Here is a 19,504-nt window from a genome sequence, read left to right as displayed (position 1 = left end):
TACATTATTANCCGGGGTTTATACGAGAGCGAGTCCGGGGGGCTGATCTGCGCCCCCATGGAAGGCGCGGACCTCGACCGGCTTGCCCTGCCGCAGATGGTCGACCACAACACGGAATCGATGAGCACCGCGTTCACGATCTCCGTCGACGCCGGACCCGCCCACGGCGTCACCACCGGCATTTCCGCCGCCGACCGGGCCACCACGCTCCAGCTCCTCGCGAGCGGCGGCGCCGTGTCCAGCGACTTCGTCAGGCCCGGCCATGTCTTCCCGCTGCGCGCCAGGCCCGGCGGCGTGCTCGTACGCGGCGGCCACACCGAGGCCGCCGTCGACCTGGCGCGCCTCGCCGGTCTGCGGCCGGCCGGCGCGATCGTCGAGATCGCCGGCGAGGACGGCGTGATGCTGCGGCTGCCCGAGCTGATCCCGTTCGCCCGCAAGCACGGCCTGACGATCATCTCCATCGAGGACCTGGTCGCCTACCGCCGTACGTCCGAGCCGACCGTACGCCGCGAGGCCGAGGTCCGTCTCCCCACCACCTTCGGGGAGTTCAAGGCGTACGGCTACCGCTCGGCCACCGACGGCGTCGAGCATGTCGCGCTCGTCCACGGCGAGATCGGCGACGGCGAGGACGTCCTCGTACGGGTCCACTCCGAATGCCTGACCGGAGACATCTTCGGCTCGCTGCGCTGCGACTGCGGCCCCCAGCTCCAGGCGTCCATGGAGCGCATCACCGAGGCGGGCCGCGGAGTCGTCGTCTACCTGCGCGGGCACGAGGGACGCGGTATCGGCCTGCTGTCGAAGCTGCGCGCGTACGAACTCCAGGAGCGCGGGCGCGACACCCTGGACGCCAACCTGGAGCTGGGGCTGCCCGCCGACGCCCGCGACTACGCGGCGGGCGCGCAGATCCTCGAAGACCTCGGCGTCCACAGCCTCCGGCTGATGACCAACAACCCCGAGAAGACCAGCGCGCTCGTCCGGCACGGCCTGCGGGTCACCGGACGCGAGCCGATGCCCGTCCAGGCCGGCGAGCACAACCTCCGCTACCTGCGCACCAAGCGGGACCGGATGGGGCACGACCTGCCCTGGCTGGACCCCGCAGCGGGCGCCTCCGCCTGCGGCAACCAGTAAGACACCCAGTACCACCACCCCTGAGAACGAGTTCCGAGGAGAGACGTGAGCGGCAAGGGCGCACCCGAACTGAGTGTGAAGAACTGCGGAGACCTGAGGGTCGCCGTGATCGCGGCACAGTGGCACGAGAAGGTCATGGACGGCCTTGTCGACGGCGCCCTGCGCGCGCTGAGCGATCTCGGCATCGCCGAGCCGACCCTCGTACGCGTCCCCGGGAGCTTCGAGCTGCCGGTCGTCGCGAAGGTCCTCGCCGGACGCGGCTACGACGCGATCGTCGCCCTCGGAGTCGTCATCCGGGGTGGCACCCCCCACTTCGAGTACGTGTGCCAGGGCGTCACCCAGGGCCTCACCCAGGTCTCGGTCGACACCGGCGTCCCGGTCGGCTTCGGCGTCCTGACCTGCGACACCGAGGATCAGGCGCTGGACCGGGCAGGCATTGAGGGCTCCAACGAGGACAAGGGCCACGAGGCCGTGACAGCGGCCCTCGCCACGGCGACGATCCTGCGCTCGATCTCCGAACCCTGGCGCTGAACGGCGGTGGCGGGCACCGTAAAGTAGAGGCCATCATGTCGAAGAAGACGTTCGAGGAACTTTTCACCGAGCTCCAGCAGAAGGCCGCCGACGGCGACCCCGCCACCTCCCGCACCGCGGAACTCGTGGGCAAGGGGGTGCACGCCATCGGCAAGAAGGTCGTCGAGGAGGCGGCCGAGGTGTGGATGGCCGCCGAGTACGAGGGCAAGGAAGCCGCGGCGGAGGAGATCTCCCAGCTCCTCTACCACGTCCAGGTGATGATGGTCGCCCGCGGCATCTCCCTCGACGACGTCTACTCCCATCTCTGAGCGCCTCCCCATATCCCGCGCAGCACCCGGCACCACCCGCACGACCGCTTCATCGAGTCACCGCGTCACCTCATCACCCCTTCGCACAAAGGAAAACGACCTCATGCTCCGCATCGCCCTTCCCAACAAAGGATCCCTGTCAGGACCTGCGTCGGCGATGCTCCATGAGGCCGGCTACCAGCAGCGCAAGGAGTCCAAGGAACTCGTCCTGGTCGACCCGGAGAACGAGGTCGAGTTCTTCTACCTCCGCCCCCGCGACATCGCGATCTACGTCAGCTCGGGCAAGCTCGACATCGGCATCACGGGAGGCGACCTCCTGCTGGACTCCGGCGCCGACGCCGAGGACATCCTGCCGCTGGGCTTCGCCCGCTCGACGTTCCGTTACGCGGCCAAGCCCGGCACCGCGACCGGCATCGCGGACTTCGCCGGTATGACCGTCGCCACCTCGTACGAGGGGATCGTCGCCAAGCACCTCGCCGACCACGGCGTCGACGCCTCCGTCGTCCACCTCGACGGAGCGGTCGAGACCGCGATCGAGCTGGGGGTCGCCCAGATCATCGCCGACGTCGTGGAGACCGGAACCTCGATGCGCAACGCGGGCCTCGAAGCGATCGGCGAGCCGATCATGACCTCCGAGGCCGTGGTCATCCGGCGCAGGGGCGCCGACCCCGAGGTGCCGAAGGTCCAGCAGTTCCTGCGCAGGCTCCAGGGCGTGCTCGTCGCCCGCAGCTACGTGATGATGGACTACGACTGCCGCACCGAGCACCTGGAGCGCGCGGCGGCCCTCACCCCGGGGCTCGAGTCGCCCACCGTCTCACCGCTGCGCAACGAAGGCTGGTTCGCCGTCCGCGCGATGGTCCCCGCCAAGGACGCGCAGCGGATCATGGACGACCTGTACGAGCTGGGCGCCCGCGCCATCCTCACCACGGCCATCCACGCCTGCCGCCTCTGATGCCGGCAGCGCGCGCACCGGAGAACAGGGACCTCATGCCAGCGCCCGCACTCCCCGTCACGTTCAGGCCGCTCCGTACGAAGATCGTGCTGCTGACCGTCGGGTCGGTGATGTTCGTCGTGATAACGGCGGGCGCGCTGCTGCTCGACCACGTCAAGGCCCCGGAGCGGCTCAGTTTCATCTTCACGGCGCTGCTCTTCTTCGGGGTACTCGCCATCCTCAGCCGGCCCAAGGTCGTCGCCGACGAGGACGGCGTGACCGTCGTCAACCTCACCCGTACCCGCAAGCTGGCCTGGGCCGAGATCCTGCGGGTCAATCTGCGCCAGGGCGACCCCTGGGTCTTCCTCGACCTCAGCGACGGCAGCAGCCTGCCCGCGCTGGGCATCCAGCCGGGGATCGCCAAGGCGCACGCCCTGCGCGACGCCCGCGCCCTGCGGGCGCTCGCCGAAATCCATGGCACCGGCACCGACAACACCTGAGCCCTGCCCTGCCCTCCCGGCCACTGTCTTGATTACTCTGGTGGCGGAGGCGCCGAGAGCGCCCCGCCCCACGACTGACGGCCGCGACCGGCCGGTGGGGCACCCTGCGACCCGAGGAGTGACTCCCTCCAGCAATGGACGGATCATCCGGTAGTACCTGCGCCGCCCCCTTCGACGAGGCGGCGGCATGACCATCCCCCTTCTGCTGCTCTCCGGGGCATTCCTGCTCATCCTCGCCAACGGCTTCTTCGTGGCCGCCGAGTTCGGCCTTGTCACCGTGGACCGGCCGGACGCCGAGCGTGCCGCGGCGGCCGGCGACCGCCGCGCCCGCGCCGTGGTCACCTCCCTGCGGGAACTGTCCTTCCAGCTCTCCGGCACCCAGCTCGGCATCACCATCACCTCACTGGTCGTCGGCATGCTGGCCGAACCCGCCCTCGCGCAGGTCCTCGACGGACCGCTCACCGCGACCGGACTGCCCGAAGGGGCCGCCTCCGGGATCGCCGTGGTGGTCGGGATGCTGCTCGCCGCCGCTGTCCAGATGGTGATCGGCGAACTCGTACCGAAGAACTGGGCGGTCTCCAGGCCGCTCCAGGTCGCCCGGTTCGTCGCCGGTCCGCAAGCCCGCTTCACCATGGTGTTCCGGCCGGTGATCGCGCTGCTCAACACCTTGGCCAACCGGCTCGTACGGATGCTGGGCGTGGAGCCCGCCGACGAGATCGCCTCGGCCCGTACCCCCGGCGAACTCGTCTCGCTGGCCCGCCACTCGGCCCGGGCCGGCACCCTCGAACAGGACACCGCGGACCTGTTCGTCCGCACGCTGTCACTCGGACGGCTCACCGCCCAGCACGTCATGACCCCCCGGGTGAAGGTGAGCGCCCTCCAGTCCGACGCGACAGCGGCGGACGTCCTCAATCTGACCCGGGCCACCGGCCTGTCGCGCTTCCCCGTCTACCGGGAGCGCCTCGACGAAATCGTGGGAATGGTGCATCTCAAGGACGCGCTCGCCGTGCCCGTGGGCGAACGGCTCAGGACCCAGGCCGGCACCATCGCCGTCCCCGCGCTGCTCGTCCCCGAGACGCTCCCCGTGCAGCAGCTCCTCGCGCGGCTCCGCAACGAACAGCCCATAGCCGTGGTGGTCGACGAGTACGGCGGCACCGCTGGGGTCGTGACCCTGGAGGACATCATCGAGGAGCTGGTCGGCGAGGTACGCGACGAGCACGACGCCGAGGGCGACGGCCGGCCCGAACTGGCCCCCGTCGCCCCCGAGGACGGCAACCCCGCCTGGGAGGCCGACGGAAGCTGCCGGGTGCCGGCCCTGCGGAGGATCGGCCTGGACGTGCCCGACGGTCCCTACGAGACCCTCGCCGGACTCGTCGCCGACCTGCTGGGCCGTATCCCCGCCCCCGGTGACCGCGCCGAGCTGCCCGGCTGGCGGCTCTCCGTACGCCAGGTCGGCCGCTACCGCGCCGAACGCGTCCGGCTGGTGCGTACGACCGGCGCCCCGGGCGCGGCGCCCGCCGACGCCCACGCCGCCCCCGCGATGGCGGAGGGCCCCCGATGAGCGTCCTGCAACTCGTCTTCGCCGTCCTGCTCGTCCTGGCCAACGGGTTCTTCGTCGGAGCGGAGTTCGCTCTCGTCTCCGTACGCCGCAGCCAGATCGAGCCGCACGCGGCGCAGGGCTCCGCGCGCGCGAGACAGGCGCTGTACGGCCTGGAGAACCTGCCGCAGATGATGGCGGCGGCCCAGTTCGGCATCACCGTCTGCTCACTGACCCTGGGCGCCGTCGCCGAGCCGACCGTGGCGAGCCTCCTGGAGCCCGTCTTCCACGCGGCCCGGCTGCCCGAGGGGCTGATCCACCCGCTCGGTTACGTCATAGCCCTGGCGCTGGTCGTCTCCCTGCACCTCGTCATCGGCGAGATGGTCCCCAAGAACCTCGCCATGGCGGCCCCCGAGAAGACCGCGCTCTGGCTCAGCCCCGGGCTCGTCGGCTTCGCCCGGCTCTGCCGCCCGGTCACCGCGGCGCTGGGCGCCTGCGCCCGGCTGGTGCTGCGGGCCTTCCACGTCGAGCCCAGGGACGAGGTGGAGTCCGTCTTCACGAGCGAACAGCTCAACCGGCTCGTCGAGGACTCGGGACAGGCCGGACTCCTCGAACCCGAGGCGCAGGAACGCCTGGAGGACGCGCTCGAACTCGGCAGCCGCCCGGTGACGGACGTCCTGCTGACCCGGGGCTCACTGGTGACGGTGACCCCCTCGGTCACGCCGAGGGAGATCGAGGAGCTGACCGTACGTACGGGTTACTCCCGCTTCCCGGTCTGCGCCGAGGGCAATGCCGCCTTCATGGGATACCTGCACGTCAAGGACGTCCTCGACCTGGAGGCCGGCGAGCGCGCCGTACCGCAGCACGTCTGGCGGCCGATGGCGACGCTGCGGGCGGAACTCCCGCTGGACGACGCGCTGACCGTGATGCGGCGGGCCGCCACCCACCTGGCGCAGGTCGCCGACGCCTCCGGGCGGGTCCTCGGCCTGGTGGCGCTGGAGGACGTGCTGGAGATGCTGGTGGGTGAGGTGCGCGACCCGTCCCACCGGGAGAACGAACGCGTCGGGGCGCTCGTCGGGGAGCAGCGCGCCGCCGACCCGGCGGCGGAGTCCGATCTCGCGGATCAGCAGGGGCTCCCGGATCAGCAGGGCCGTCCGGATCAGGCCGATCTTCCCGAGCAGGCCGACCAGGTGCTGGCACGCTGAGCCGCGCTCGGCCCGGGCCCCGGCGGGGCGCTCACTACCCCGCCGGGTCCTGGGGCCCCCGGTTCACCGGGCCCCGGCCCGACAGCACCTCGCCGTACGCCTGCATCAGGTCGGGCAGCCGCAGCGTCGCCAGATCGTCGCGGCCCGGCGTGCTGCTGTACCCGGAGAGCCGCAGATCACGGTAGGCGCAGCTCTTCTCGTACAGCGTGCGCAGGAAGCGGCCGTTGCCCAGCTCGTCGATCCAGCCCTGGTCGACCACGTGCGCGCTGATGGAGCGCAGCTCGTCCCGCGACTCCTCGTCCCACAGGTCGCCGTTCTCGGCGGCCAGCACCTCGCCGATCGCCGTCAGTTCCAGCGGGCGGTAGCTCGGGAAGTCGACCCGTGAGGTGAAGCGGGAGGAGAGGCCCGGGTTGGTGGCGAGCAGCCGGTCCATGCCCTCCGGATAGCCGGCCAGGATCACCACCAGATGGTCGCGGCTGTCCTCGGCACGCTTCAGGAGCACCTGAAGCGCCTCGTCACCGTACGCGTCGCCCTTGGTGTAGCCGGAGTTGGAGAGGCTGTACGCCTCGTCGACGAAGAGGACCCCGCCGATCGCCGAGTCGATCAGCTCGTTGGCCTTGACCGCCGTCTGGCCGAGGAACTCGCCGACCAGGTCGGCGCGCTGGGCCTCGACGAGATGGTCGCCGCCGAGCAGTCCGAGGGCGTAGAAGATCCGGCCGAGGATGCGCGCGACCGTCGTCTTGCCCGTCCCCGAGGGGCCCGAGAAGACGAAGTGCCGCTTGGGCGGCTGGAGCGGAAGCCCCTCGCGCGCCCGCAGCCTGGCCATGTTGAGCTGCGCCGACAGCGCCTTGACCTGCCGCTTCACCGGTTCGAGCCCGACCATCCGCTCCAGCTCGGCGAGCGCCTGGGCGAGCAGGACCGGATCGGTCGGCCCGTCGGGGAACTGTGGGGGAGGGGGGCCCACCGGCGGCGGGGGCGCCTTCTCGCGTACGTCGTCGGGCTGGACCGCCGGCGGTATCGCGCCGGGGAGCTGGGAGGACGACTGCGAGGACGGGGACGACTGCGAGGGCGCGGACGGCGGTTCGCTCCCGAAGTGCGGCTCCTGGCCGTACGCGGTGTCCGCCTCGCTCTGCGCGTCGGCGGCGTCCTGCCCGAATCCCGCCAGCGCGACCGAGGCGAGACCCGCCGGGTCGTCGGAGTTGTCGTACCCGTCGGAGTCGGTGATCGCCGCGAGGCGCGCCGCCGTGTCCATGAACGCCGGATCTATCCGGTGAACGGCGCGGTACAGGGGTAAGGCCGCCGCGCTGCGCCCCGTTCCCTCGCGGGCGCGCGCCAGCCAGTACCGCAACTCCTTGCGCTGTGGCTGCTCGCTGCGACAGCGCATCAGCGCCGCCGAGAGCAACGGCTCTGCCTGCCCGTACATTTCGAGCCTGACCCGGGCCATGCCGCCGAAGAGCCCCGCCTCGATACCGAGCAGCGGGTCGTCGACGAGCCGCTCCGTGTGGCGTACCAACTGGTCCCAGTCCTTGACCAGATAGGACCGGCACGCGTGCAGGAACCGGACCTGGGGATCGGCGTCGACGGGCGGCAGTCCGGCGAGCGCCCGGTCGAGTTCGGGTACGTGCCGGCCGTCGAGCCAGTGCGAGGCGTGCGCCAGCAGCAGATCGCGTCCGCTCTCCAGCACCGGCTGGACCCACCAGCCGAGCCAGTACCAGGAGTTGAGGGTGCGGCCGTGCCGGGCGCGCTGCTCGCCGAAGCGTGCGTGGTGGCTGTACATACGCAGCAGGGCGGTGGTGGTCTCGACGCGCAGCGCGTGCAGACCGAGCCAGCCGTCGGCCATCCCGGGGTCGAGCCGGACGGCCGTCCTGAACTCGTCCTCCGCCTGCGGATAGGCGCCCATGGTGTACGCGTCCATGCCACGTACCCAGGCGAGGTCGGCCGGGGCACCCGTGCCCTGCGTGCCGCTGTCCATCAGGTCCCCCACACCATGCGCACCCGTGATGTCCCGCCGGGCGGGCGCCCGTCGGCAGCGTGCTGAACCACCATTCCGCGGACGGGAATTGACCGCACCGGAATGCATCGTACCTGCGCAGATGGTGTGCGACTAAGGGCACCACCGAGCTGACGAGGTCGTGACGGTGGGTGAGCGAATGGGGCGCCGGCGCGCGCCGAAAGCCGCGAAGAGGGCAGAACGAAGCCCCCGATCACGGGGGAACAACCGGGGGCTTCGCGTCTGCGGCGGCTTGCTGGAAGCCGCACATTGAAAACGTAAGACCTGTCCCGCCCCTCGGTCAAGCACAGTTGGGGCTCCCGGGCGAGTGATTTCCGACTGGTCGGTATGGGGGATGCGGCTGATCACTTTGGGTGATCGTACCGATCGGCCGCGCCGCCGCCGAGGGTCCCTTGCGCAACACGTATCCCTCCTGCACCTCCCGCACCAGGGCATCGGCGAAAGGGCGGGATGGATCACGCTCAAAATGGCGTGTCTCCGCGGCTGTCCAGTCGTCCCAGAAGGCTGACAGCGCCGGTCCGTCCCGCCGCCGTCCCCTCTCCCACGAGTCCGGCGCGGCCCGTTCCATCCAGAGCAGCCGCGCCAGATACGGCCGGAGCACCCGCCGCCCGGCGCCCACTCCCTCGACGACGACCACCTCGGCGGGGGCCAGATCACGCGGCGCGAGGAAGCGCCGCAGGGTCCAGTCGTACGGTTCGTAGCGCGCGCCCGCGCCGTGCGCGAGGGGTGTGAGCACCTGCGTGACCAGCCGTTCCGTCCAGTCGAAGAACTGCTCGTGGGTCGCGAGGTCGTCGAGGTGGAGGACGGGCGCGCCGCCGAGTGCCTCCGCCAGTCGGCCGGCGAAGGTGCTCTTGCCGGAGCCCGCGTGGCCGTCGACGGCGACGAGCCGCACCGGGCCGCAGGAGGGCCCCAGGGCCCGCAGGGCATCGGCCGTCCCGGTCAGGGCGGAGGGCTCCGCCGGGCCGGCGGGCGCATCGGGGTGCGGACCGGAGCGCGGGGCGGCGCGTGACGCGGTGCGCGCATCCGTGCGCGGGTCGCCGCGCTGCTCACGCTCACTGCGCCGCTCACCGTGCGAGTCAGGGGGCCGGTTGTCGTCCACCCGTCCGATTCTACGAGCGATTCTGCGAGCGACCCCAGGTCACACCAGTGGTAGAGACCAATATTGCTCGGGCGACGCGGCTCGAATCGCTGGCCGAATCCCGTAGGGAGCGGGGATAGTTGGTCGCGAGTGTCGTGCCGTTGCCCGTCCGCTTCCGACCGGGGGTCCCATGACCAGGCCTACTTCCCGCAGAACCGTTCTCGCCGCGGCGCTCGCCGCCGCCGCGGGCGCCGGTGCCCTGTCCGCCTCACCGGCGGCAGCGGCGTCACCGGATCCGTCAGCCCCCTCGCCCGGGTCCGCTCCTGGGCCCTCCGGCCGCTCGAACCCTCTCGTGGACAACGCGTTCTGGGCCTCGTACGACGACTGGCGCGCCGGTACGGCCTACGGCACCCAGGCCGTCACCGCCGCCGGTCGCCCCGGCCTGGTGATCGCGACACCGACCGGCAGCGTCGCCTACGCCGACCCGCACACCGGAAAGACCGCCACCTGGGAGTACGGCACGTGGACCTCGCCCGTCCACCGCTCGTCGGTCCCCGCGACCGAGGCCATCGCCTCCTGGAACGCCGAGACGCCCTCCGGCACCTGGCTCCAGGTCGAGCTCCAGGGCCGCTACTCGGACGGCGCCGAGACCCCGTGGTACGTCATGGGCCGCTGGACGGCGGGGGACGGCGACGGTGACATCCGGCGTACCTCCGTCGACGACCAGACCGACGGGCGCAGCAGCATCTCGACCGACACCTTCGCGGTGGACGACGCCGCGAGCGGGCTGCGCCTCGACTCGTACCAACTGCGCCTGACCCTGTACCGCAAGCCCGGCACCCGGCTCACGCCCGTGGTCCGCCGCCTCGGTGCCATGGCCTCCGACATCCCGGACCGCTTCACCGTCCCGGCCTCGAAGCCGGCGCTGGCGCGCGAGCTGCGCGTACCGCGCTTCTCGCAGGACATCCACGACGGTCAGTACCCGGAGTACGACGGGGGCGGCGAGGCCTGGTGCAGCCCCACCTCCTCGGCGATGATCATCCAGTACTGGGGACGGGGACCCTCGGCCAAGGACCTGGCCTGGGTGAACCCGGACTACGCGGACCCGCAGGTCTGTCACTCGGCCAGGTACACCTTCGACTACCAGTACGACGGCTGTGGCAATTGGCCGTTCAACGCCGCGTACGCCGCCACGTACCAGGGCCTGAGCAGCGCCGTCACCCGGCTCGGCTCGCTCACCGACGCCGAGACGCTCGTGCGCGCCGGCATCCCCGTCATCACGTCGCAGTCGTTCCTGGAGAAGGAGCTGACCGGGTCGGGCTACGGGACCGCGGGCCATCTCATGACCGTCATCGGCTTCACGGCCGCCGGCGACGTGATCGCCAACGACCCGGCCTCGCCGAACGACGACGCCGTACGCCGGATCTACAAGCGCGCGGAGTGGGAGAACATCTGGCTCCGCACCAAGCGCTACAACGCGAGCGGCGCCGTGGTGTCCGGTACGGGCGGTGTCTGCTACGTCTACTGGCCCGCCGAACCGACCTCGGCGCAGCGCACGGCACTGCGGGCGGTCGGCCTGCTCTGACGGGATGACCCCGTGACGCCGTGACACCTTGCCGCCGTGATCCCGTCCACCGTCGGGGTCACGGCGGGCAACTCTGCGTGTCCTGGGGGGCTACCGACGGAAACACCCCTGGCCCTCTCTGCCATACTGCGGGAATTCTGTGGCAGCCGGAGACCAGGACGCGAATTTGAATCGTAGTCAACAGCGCGGCCCGTCCGTACGATCGCAGGTACGGCGTTCCGAACTCATCGCAACCGGTAGGAAGTTGTTCTCCGACACCTCCTACGACGCACTGTCGATGGATGACATCGCCAAGCACGCGGGAGTCGCCAAGGGGCTGATCTACTACTACTTCGAGAACAAACGCGGCTACTACATGGCGATCATCGAGGACTCGGTCGGCGAGCTGGTCACGCTCGCGGCGGGCGGGAGCGACCTGCCCCGCACCGAGCGCGTGCAGCGCACGGTCGAGGCCTATCTGCGCTTCGCCAAGGACAACGAGGCCGCGTACCGCACGATCATCAACGGCGGCGTCGGCTTCGACACCCAGGTGCAGTCGATACGCGACGCCGTGCGGACGGGGCTGGTCTCGACGGTGGCGGAGGGCGCCTACGGCCGTACGGACGTGCCGCCGATCGCGCGCCTCGCCCTGCTGGGCTGGCTCAGCAGCGTCGAGTGGCTCACGCTCGAATGGCTGAACTACCGGGACGAACTGACGCTGGAGATTCCGCGCGACCTGCTGGTGCGGATGCTCCGCCATACGCTCAACACCATCGAGGAGTTCACGCCGGAGTGCCCGGCGCCGCCGCCTGACAACGATTTCCACCCGTACACCGGCAGAGCCGACGGGGACACCGCCTCGGCGCCACCTGAGCCGGCCGAAGCACCTGAGCCCGCGGAGTCACCGGAGTCACCGGAGTCACCGGAGTCCTGAAGGGAAACCGGGGGCGGGGGCCCTGTGGCGCCCCGCCCCCGGTCCGTTTCCGGTGGCCGGTCCTGGTGGCCGGTCCTGGCGGCCGGTCCTGGCGGTGCCAGGACCGGGCCAGGATCTGGCCGATCTAGTTGACGGCCTTGATCAGTTCACCGTTGGACGTGTCACCGCTCAGCTCCCAGAGGAAGGTCCCTCCGAGGCCCTGCTGGTTCTTGTAGTCCATCTTCCCGGCGATGGTGGCGGGGGTGTCGTAGCTCCACCACTGGTTGCCGCAGAAGGCGTACGCGGTGCCGGCGACCGTACCGTTCGCCGGGCACGAGGTCTTGAGGACCTTGTAGTCCTCGATGCCGGGCTCGTACGTGCCGGGAGCTGCGCCGGTCGCCGTACCGCCCGGCTCCTTCTGGGTGACCCCGGTCCAGCCGCGTCCGTAGAAGCCGATGCCGAGCAGCAGCTTCGCCGGCGGGATGCCGAGCCCCTTCAGCTTGGTGATGGCGGCGTCGGAGTTGAAGCCCTCGGTCGGGATGCCCTCGTACGAGGTGAGCGGCGAGTGCGGGGCGGTGGGGCCCTGCGCGTTGAAGGCGCCGAAGAAGTCGTACGTCATCGGGTTGTACCAGTCGAGGTACTGGGCCGCGCCCGCGTAGTCGGTCGAGTCGATCTTGCCGCCGTCCGAACCGTCGGCGGTGATGGCCGCCGTCACGAGGTCGGAGCCGAAGGAGGTGCGCAGCGCCGAGATCAGGTTCTTGAAGGCGTCGGGGCCGCTGGTGTCACAGCTCAGCCCGCAGTCGTTGGGGTACTCCCAGTCGATGTCGATGCCGTCGAACACATCGGCCCAGCGCGGGTCCTCGACCAGGTCGTGGCAGGACTGCGCGAAAGCGGCCGGGTTCTTGGCGGCCTCGCCGAACCCGCCCGACCAGCTCCAGCCGCCGAAGGACCAGATGACCTTGAGTCCGGGGTGCAGCTTCTTCAGCTCGCGGAGCTGGTTGAAGCTGCCGGCCACCGGCTGGTCCCAGGTGTCGGCGGTGCCGTCCACGCTCTGGTCGGCGGTGTACGTCTTCTGGTAGTCGGCGTACGCGTCGCCGATGGCGCACTTCCCGCCGGTGACATTGCCGAAGGCGTAGTTGATGTGCGTCAGCTTGTCGGCGGACCCCGACGTCTCGATGTTCTTGACGTGGTAATTCCGCTCGTAGACGCCCCAGTCGGTGAAGTAGCCGACCACCTTGCTGCCGGCCGCCGCGGGGGCGGCCTGAGGGGCCGGAGCCGCTACGGAGGTGACCTTGGCGGCGCTCGCCGCCGACTCCTCACGGGCCGAGGCACTTCCGGCGCCGGCGAGCAGGGTGACGCCGAGCGCGGCCGTGCACGCCGCCGCGAGCAGCGTACGGAGGTGGGCGCGGGAGCGGTTGTGTCTGAGCATGAAGTCTCCTCGTGGGGGAGGAAGGCGGGACGGGTGGGGGATGACGTGGGGGGTTCGGTGGAGCGAGCTGGGTGGAGCGGGCTTGGCATGAACGCGCAATGCGGTGTGGGGGAACGTTAGAAGGACTAGACCACTGGGTCAATGGTGTGGACCAAGTCGCCGCCCTGAGCGGCCGCCCAGGTCGTGACGTAAGACCGCCGATCGGGCATACTCAACGCGCCACAGCCGCTGGTCAGCCGCTTCCGCGACCCGGGAGGGCAGCATCGGTTGGGTAGAACTCCGTCCGGGGGAACATCCCCTGGAAGTCAGTCGGCGCCGCCGCCACACCCTGCGCGCGCGGTCGCCGTAGCGCCCCGACCGGGAGGAGAGCGCCGACATGCCCGACCGCGCCCCGCAGACCGTGGAACGCCAACTGCCCACCGAGGAATCGCGCGACCTGATCGCGCTCGTACGCGACATCACGCAGCGGGAGATCGCGCCCGCGGCGGCCGAGGAGGAAGAGGCGGGACACTTCCCGCGCCCGCTCTTCTCCGTACTCTCGGCGTCGGGGCTGCTGGGCCTCCCGTACGAGTCCGCCCACGGCGGCGGGGACCAGCCGTACGAGGTCTACCTCCAGGTGCTCGAAGAACTCGCCGCTGCCCGGCTCACCGTGGGCCTCGGCGTCAGCGTCCACACCCTGGCCTGCCACGCCCTCGCGGGCTACGGCACCAAGGAGCAGCAGACCGAGTACCTCCCCGACATGCTGGGCGGCGGCCTGCTGGGCGCCTACTGCCTCTCCGAGCCCGCCTCGGGCTCCGACGCGGCCTCGCTGCGTACGAGGGCCGTGCGGGACGGCGACGACTGGGTCATCACCGGCACCAAGGCCTGGATCACCCACGGCGGCATCGCCGACTTCTACACCGTGCTCGCGCGCACGGGCGGCGAGGGCGCGCGCGGCATCACGGCGTTCCTGGTGCCGGGCGACGCCGAGGGCCTGAACGCGGCCGCCCCCGAGAAGAAGATGGGCATGAAGGGCTCACCCACCGCCCAACTCCACTTCGACGGCGTACGGGTGGCCGACGGGCGCCGTATCGGTGAGGAGGGCCAGGGCTTCGCCATCGCGCTGTCGGCGCTCGACTCGGGCCGCCTCGGCATCGCCGCCTGCGCGGTGGGAGTCGCCCAGGCGGCCCTGGACGAGGCCGTCGAATACGCCACCGGGCGGCGGCAGTTCGGCAGACCCATCGCCGACTTCCAGGGGCTGCGCTTCCTGCTCGCTGACATGGCCACCCGTATCGAGGCGGGCAGGGCGCTGCTGCTCTCGGCCGCGCGCCTGCGCGACGCGGGCCTGCCGTTCTCCCAACAGGCCGCCATGGCAAAGCTGTTCTGCTCGGACATGGCGATGCGGGTGACCACGGACGCCGTACAGGTCCTCGGCGGCTACGGCTACACCACCGACTTCCCGGTGGAGCGCTACATGCGCGAGGCGAAGGTGCTTCAGATCGTCGAGGGCACCAACCAGATCCAGCGGATGGTGATCGCCCGCCACCTGGTGGGACCCGAGACCGGCTGAGGCGACCGCCCGGCGGACTCCGCACCGTCCGCACCGTGGCCGTGGCGAAGGCGCGCGGCCGCGGTGCGGGTGCGGGGTCCGGCCGGACACCGGCCGGTGCTCCGCTCGGTGCTCCGCTCGGTACTGTGCCCGGCGCTCAGGCCGCGCGGCGCTGGAGGTGCGGCAGCTTGTACGGGCGCGAGCCCTGGCCGCCGACGTGCGAGAACGGCTGCGTACGCCAGTCGAGGCCCTGAGGCAGTGTCAGCAGCAGCGCGGTGTCCTGCTCCTGAGCCTCCGACGTCTCGTCGGCCGACAGCGCCTCGGACGCCGGACGGCCCGTACCCGCGCACACCGACAGCACGAACGGATTCCACGGCGTGGGGCAGAGCGCGTGCTCGGGCAGGACTTTCTCGTCGGCCAGCAGCGCGATGGGCTGCGCACAGTCGGGGCAGACGACCCGGAACATCTCGAAGGTGTCGTACGAGTCGGTCTCGTCGGACTCGTCGATCTCATGGGACCGGTCGAAATCGACGGACTCCGGCTCGCCACGTCCGGTGTGCTTAAGGCTCTGCATGGAGACATTCCCCCTCGGATGGGCCGACCAGGCATGTGTGGTCTCGACCACAGCAAGCAATTCCCTCCGTGCGCGCCAGGTAACCGTTCGGCATCGACGGACCGCGTCACGACCCTGTGGCATTCGTCACATGCCATGCGCAGGTGACACACCTGACCTCCTCCGACTGGGCCTGAGGCCCCCACAAGTCATAGGTTGAACCGCATGGAGGAGCTGGATCGCCAGATCGTGGAGTTACTCGTCAAGGACGGCCGGATGAGCTACACCGACCTGGGCAAGGCCACCGGCCTGTCCACGTCGGCGGTGCATCAGCGGGTGCGCCGGCTGGAGCAGCGCGGCATCATCCGCGGCTACGCGGCGGTGGTGGACCCCCAGGCGGTCGGCCTCCCGCTGACCGCGTTCATCTCGGTGAAACCGTTCGACCCGAGCGCCCCGGACGACATCGCCGAGCGGCTCGCCGGAATCCCCGAGATCGAGGCGTGCCACAGCGTGGCGGGCGACGAGAACTACATCCTCAAGGTGCGCGTCGCTTCACCGCTGGCACTGGAGCACCTGCTGACGCGCATACGGTCGCTGGCTGGGGTGTCGACGCGTACGACGGTGGTGCTCTCGACGCCGTACGAGGCGAGGGCCCCGCACTTCTAGGAGTTCGGCCGGGGTCAAGGTCGGGGCCGGGGGCGGGTCTGCCGTGACCCCGGCCTTGGCTCACTGATCGGAGATCACCGATCACCGATCAGTGAGTCCGGCATTCCGAACCCGGTTTCCCGACCGGTTGTCTGTATCAGCGCCCATCCACCGCGCGTAGCCTTTTCTGACTTCCTGTCAGGCTCGGAGAGGTCGTCCCGTGGCTACGTTCTTCGTCGGATCGCGCGCGAGCAATCTCGCGAAAGCCCAGGTTCGCGAATATCTCGCCCCACTCCGCGCGCGCCATCCGGAGATCACCTTTACGCACCGGGTGATTCTGGAAGGGGGCGACAAGGACCGTAAGTCGGCGGTGTCAGCCGTCAGCGCGGTGAGCGGCGGGTCGGCCTTCAGTACGGAACAGGAAGCGGCCCTGGTCCGGGGCGACGTCGACGTCATCGTCCACTCGCTGAAGGACCTTCCGACGTCGAACCCGCCGGGCCTCGTCCTGCTGCCCCCGCCGGGCCGTGCGGACGTCAGGGACGCCCTCTGCGGCTCCACCCTCGCCGGCCTCAGGAAGGGCGCGCGCGTCGGCACCGGCGCCCCGCGCCGTATCGCCCAACTCCTCGCCGTACGGCCGGACCTGAACGTGATTCCGATCCGCGGAAACGTCCCGCCCCGGCTGAAGAAACTCGAAACCATGGGCCTGGACGCGGTGGTCCTCGCCGCCGCCGGGCTGCGCAGGCTCGGACTGGAAAGCGCGGTGGGCGAATTCCTGCCGCTGGACCTGTTCCCGCCGAGTCCCGGACAAGGGGCGCTGGGAATTCAGATTCGCGAGGACAATACGGCAGTCCGGGAGATCCTTGTCCACGCGGGCGACCCGGTCGCCGACGCCACGGTAAGAGCGGAACGCGCCATGCTGGCCGAACTCCACGGCGGATGCAGCGTTCCGGTGGGCGCCCATGCCGAAATTCTCGCGGACGGTTCGCTTTCCCTGCTGGGCCAGGTCACCTCACTCGACGGCCGCCAACGCGCCACGGCGACTCTCGCCGGCCCGTCCGACGACCCGGAGAAACTCGGCGCGACCCTGGCCATGCGCCTGATCGACCAAGGCGCGTTCACGATCCTCGAAGGGGCGAGGGTCCTCAGCGCGGTCGGCTGAACCGCCCGGCGCCGATCGCGTCCGACCGGCGCCGTACACGACGTGCCAGGTGTCGGGATCAGGAACGGGTGGTCCGCTGCGGTTCGTACGCTCCCACGCGATCCAGGAGGGCCGCACGCTCGCCGGGGGACGGGCCCTGCGTAGAGTCGTCGGCGATGTCGAGGGTGGCCATGGTGCCGCTCTCCGGCCGTGTGCGGGCGCCGGTGCCCGCCGCTGTCGTGTCGGGGTCGATGACGCCCCCGCCCGAACACCTTTCCCCGACCACCCCGTGCCCGTACCGCCGGGCGCCCCGCGTACAGCCGTTCCGGCCCCGCGCGTCCTCCTCGCGCGGCCCTGACCGGCCGCGCCCGAGCACGACAGGTCACCTGGTCTTGCAGACGTCCCTCCCGTCCCTGCCCGCGCGGCTGCGCGGCCTGCCCCGGCCCGTATGGCTCACGCCGAAGGTCTTCCGCGTCGAGGTCCTGGCCGGCCTGGTCGTCGGGCTGGCGCTGATCCCCGAGGCGATCTCGTTCTCCGTCATCGCCGGCGTCGACCCGAAGGTCGGGCTGTTCGCCGCCTGCACGATGGCGATGGTCATCGCGTTCGTCGGCGGACGTCCGGCGATGATCTCCGCCTCCACGGGCGCCGTCGCCCTCGTCGTCGCCCCGGTGGCCCGGCAGTACGGGCTGAGCCATCTGATCGCGACCGTGATGCTGGCCGGGGTCTTCCAGATCGTGCTGGGCTCGCTCGGGGTGGCGAAGCTGATGCGGTTCGTGCCGCGTTCGGTGATGGTCGGCTTCGTCAACGCGCTCGGCATCCTGCTGTTCACCGCGCAGATCCCCAACCTCCACGACGTTCCCTGGGCGGTCTATCCCCTGGTCGTCGCCGGCCTGGCGATGATGGTGTTCCTTCCCCGGATCACCAAGGCGGTGCCCGCGCCGCTGGTGGCCATCGTCATCCTGACCGTGATCACCACCGCAGCCGGCATCGCCGTGCCCACGGTCGGCGACAAGGGCAAGCTCCCCTCCTCGCTGCCCGTGCCGGGGCTTCCGGACGTACCGTTCAGCCTCCATACGCTGACCGTGATCGCCCCCTACGCGCTGGCGATGGCGCTCGTCGGGCTGATGGAGTCGCTGATGACCGCCAAACTCGTGGACGAGATCACCGACACCCGCTCCAACAAGACCCGGGAGTCCATCGGCCAGGGCATCGCCAATATCGTCACCGGGTTCTTCGGCGGCATGGGCGGCTGCGCGATGATCGGCCAGACCATGATCAACGTCAAGAACGGTGCCCGCACCCGCCTGTCGACCTTCCTGGCCGGGTTCTTCCTGCTGATCCTGTGCATCGTCCTCGGCCCGGTCGTCTCCGACATCCCCATGGCCGCCCTGGTCGCCGTCATGGTCCTGGTCTCGGTCGGCACCTTCGACTGGCACTCCGTCAGACCCGCCACCGTCAGGCGGATGCCGGTCGGCGAAACCGCCGTCATGGTCATCACCGTGGCCGTCGTGGTCGCCACCGGCAACCTGTCGATCGGTGTCGTCGTCGGCTCCGTCACCGCCATGGTCATCTTCGCCCGCCGGGTGGCCCACCTGGTCAACGTCACGTCGGTCGGCGACCCGGAAGGGGACAGCGTCGTCTACGCCGTCACCGGAGCGCTGTTCTTCGCCTCCAGCAACGACCTGGTCAACCGGTTCGACTACGCGGGCGACCCCGGCACCGTCGTCATCGACCTGACCGACGCCCACGTCTGGGACGCCTCCTCGGTGGCCGCCCTGGACGCGATCACCGCCAAATACGCCGACCGCGGCAAGAGCGTGGAGATCATCGGCCTCAACACGGAGAGCGCGAAGATGCACAGCAGCCTCAGCGGCGAACTCACCGGCGGCAAGTGATCCGCGGCATCCCTCGTGGGCGATCTCGGCGGCCCCGCGCGGGGAAGGCGGCCTCGCGCACGGGAGACTAGGGAGCATGAGCGACCGCACCGCCTCCCCGAACGAACACCGCACCACACTGCTGCGCGGTGGAGAAGTCCACAGCCCCGCCGACCCCTTCGCCACCGCGATGGTCGTCGAGCGCGGCCACATCGCCTGGGTGGGCTCCGAGGGCGCGGCCGACGCCTTCGCCTCCGGGGTCGAGGAGGTCGTCGATCTCGAAGGCGCCCTCGTCACCCCCGCGTTCACCGACGCCCACGTCCACACCACCGCGACCGGCATCGCGCTCACCGGGCTCGACCTGTCCGGCGCGCGGAGCCTGCCGGAAGCGCTCGGTCTCGTACGGGCCCACAGCGCCGCGCACCCCGGTGACCCGATCCTGCTCGGCCACGGCTGGGACGCGGCCCGCTGGCCCGAGCGGCGGCATCCCTCCCGCGCCGAACTCGACGAGGCGGCCGGTGGCAGGCCGCTCTACCTGCCGCGCATCGACGTCCACTCGGCCGTGGTGACCACGGCGCTGCTCGACCTGGTGCCGGGTGTGACCTCGCTCGCCGGCTACCAGGGGGACGAG

18 protein-coding genes are annotated in these 19,504 nt (G+C 70.7%); 14 read left to right on the top strand and 4 right to left on the bottom strand.

From position 1 onward, the window contains the following. From QR77_RS05020 to QR77_RS04990, 7 genes are all read left to right on the top strand, one after another. Positions 1-1,128: bifunctional 3,4-dihydroxy-2-butanone-4-phosphate synthase/GTP cyclohydrolase II (locus tag QR77_RS05020; RefSeq protein WP_040019864.1), on the top strand; the 1,128-nt coding region annotated here is incomplete at its 5' end. Between the two features lie 45 nt (positions 1,129-1,173). Further along, a complete protein-coding gene (ribH, locus tag QR77_RS05015) occupies positions 1,174-1,659 on the top strand; it encodes a 6,7-dimethyl-8-ribityllumazine synthase (RefSeq protein WP_040019863.1) in 486 nt (161 codons plus the stop codon). Between the two features lie 35 nt (positions 1,660-1,694). Continuing rightward, positions 1,695-1,967 carry a phosphoribosyl-ATP diphosphatase gene (locus QR77_RS05010; RefSeq protein ID WP_040019862.1) on the top strand — a complete coding sequence of 91 codons (273 nt, stop codon included), beginning with the start codon at positions 1,695-1,697 and terminating at the stop codon, positions 1,965-1,967. A 103-nt stretch (positions 1,968-2,070) separates the two neighbouring features. Continuing rightward, positions 2,071-2,919: an ATP phosphoribosyltransferase gene (gene hisG, locus QR77_RS05005; protein ID WP_040019861.1), complete on the top strand. Its 849-nt coding sequence runs from the start codon at positions 2,071-2,073 to the stop codon at positions 2,917-2,919. A 35-nt stretch (positions 2,920-2,954) separates the two neighbouring features. Next, entirely contained in the window at positions 2,955-3,398 is a 444-nt protein-coding gene (locus tag QR77_RS05000) for a PH domain-containing protein (RefSeq protein WP_040019860.1), read from the top strand. A gap of 187 nt (positions 3,399-3,585) precedes the next feature. Continuing rightward, on the top strand, positions 3,586-4,959 hold the full coding sequence (locus tag QR77_RS04995) for a hemolysin family protein (RefSeq protein ID WP_040019859.1): 1,374 nt from the start codon (positions 3,586-3,588) through the stop codon (positions 4,957-4,959). After that, positions 4,956-6,140 (top strand): hemolysin family protein, encoded by a 1,185-nt coding sequence (locus tag QR77_RS04990; protein ID WP_078876486.1) that lies wholly within the window; start codon positions 4,956-4,958, stop codon positions 6,138-6,140. Before QR77_RS04995 ends, QR77_RS04990 begins: the two co-directional genes overlap by 4 nt. 34 nt (positions 6,141-6,174) lie before the next feature. Here QR77_RS04990 and QR77_RS04985 read toward each other — a convergent pair whose 3' ends face one another. After that, positions 6,175-8,112 carry an AAA family ATPase gene (locus QR77_RS04985; protein ID WP_040019858.1) on the bottom strand — a complete coding sequence of 646 codons (1,938 nt, stop codon included), beginning with the start codon at positions 8,110-8,112 and terminating at the stop codon, positions 6,175-6,177. A gap of 319 nt (positions 8,113-8,431) precedes the next feature. Continuing rightward, entirely contained in the window at positions 8,432-9,094 is a 663-nt protein-coding gene (locus QR77_RS04980; RefSeq protein WP_052489534.1) for a hypothetical protein, read from the bottom strand. Positions 9,095-9,419: 325 nt separating this feature from the next. Between QR77_RS04980 and QR77_RS04975 the strand changes: the two genes are divergently transcribed. Together QR77_RS04975 and QR77_RS04970 are read left to right on the top strand one after the other, a co-directional pair. After that, positions 9,420-10,814, top strand: coding sequence for a peptidase C39 family protein (locus tag QR77_RS04975; RefSeq protein ID WP_040019857.1), 1,395 nt, complete (start codon positions 9,420-9,422; stop codon positions 10,812-10,814). A gap of 139 nt (positions 10,815-10,953) precedes the next feature. Continuing rightward, positions 10,954-11,727, top strand: a complete 774-nt coding sequence (locus QR77_RS04970) for a TetR/AcrR family transcriptional regulator (protein WP_347359770.1) — start codon at positions 10,954-10,956, stop codon at positions 11,725-11,727. A 124-nt stretch (positions 11,728-11,851) separates the two neighbouring features. Here QR77_RS04970 and QR77_RS04965 read toward each other — a convergent pair whose 3' ends face one another. After that, positions 11,852-13,135, bottom strand: coding sequence for a glycoside hydrolase family 18 protein (locus QR77_RS04965; RefSeq protein WP_040019854.1), 1,284 nt, complete (start codon positions 13,133-13,135; stop codon positions 11,852-11,854). A gap of 376 nt (positions 13,136-13,511) precedes the next feature. On the opposite strand from QR77_RS04965, the gene QR77_RS04960 reads away from it, so the two are divergent. After that, on the top strand, positions 13,512-14,684 hold the full coding sequence (locus QR77_RS04960; RefSeq protein ID WP_040019853.1) for an acyl-CoA dehydrogenase family protein: 1,173 nt from the start codon (positions 13,512-13,514) through the stop codon (positions 14,682-14,684). 136 nt (positions 14,685-14,820) lie between these two features. Here QR77_RS04960 and QR77_RS04955 read toward each other — a convergent pair whose 3' ends face one another. Next, entirely contained in the window at positions 14,821-15,237 is a 417-nt protein-coding gene (locus QR77_RS04955) for a hypothetical protein (RefSeq protein ID WP_040019852.1), read from the bottom strand. Positions 15,238-15,441: 204 nt separating this feature from the next. On the opposite strand from QR77_RS04955, the gene QR77_RS04950 reads away from it, so the two are divergent. The 4 genes from QR77_RS04950 to QR77_RS04930 all read left to right on the top strand — a co-directional run. Beyond that, positions 15,442-15,882 (top strand): Lrp/AsnC family transcriptional regulator, encoded by a 441-nt coding sequence (locus QR77_RS04950; RefSeq protein ID WP_040019851.1) that lies wholly within the window; start codon positions 15,442-15,444, stop codon positions 15,880-15,882. Positions 15,883-16,081: 199 nt separating this feature from the next. After that, a complete protein-coding gene (gene hemC / locus QR77_RS04945; RefSeq protein ID WP_040019850.1) occupies positions 16,082-17,020 on the top strand; it encodes a hydroxymethylbilane synthase in 939 nt (312 codons plus the stop codon). Positions 17,021-17,391: 371 nt separating this feature from the next. Then, positions 17,392-18,894, top strand: a complete 1,503-nt coding sequence (locus QR77_RS04935; RefSeq protein WP_040019848.1) for a SulP family inorganic anion transporter — start codon at positions 17,392-17,394, stop codon at positions 18,892-18,894. A gap of 76 nt (positions 18,895-18,970) precedes the next feature. Further along, positions 18,971-19,504, top strand: a 534-nt coding sequence (locus QR77_RS04930; RefSeq protein WP_040019847.1) for an amidohydrolase family protein, incomplete at its 3' end; no start/stop codon positions are given.

The organism is Streptomyces sp. 150FB (assembly GCF_000818195.1).
Lineage (GTDB): Bacteria > Actinomycetota > Actinomycetes > Streptomycetales > Streptomycetaceae > Streptomyces.
This window is presented reverse-complemented; position numbering and strand designations above follow the sequence as displayed.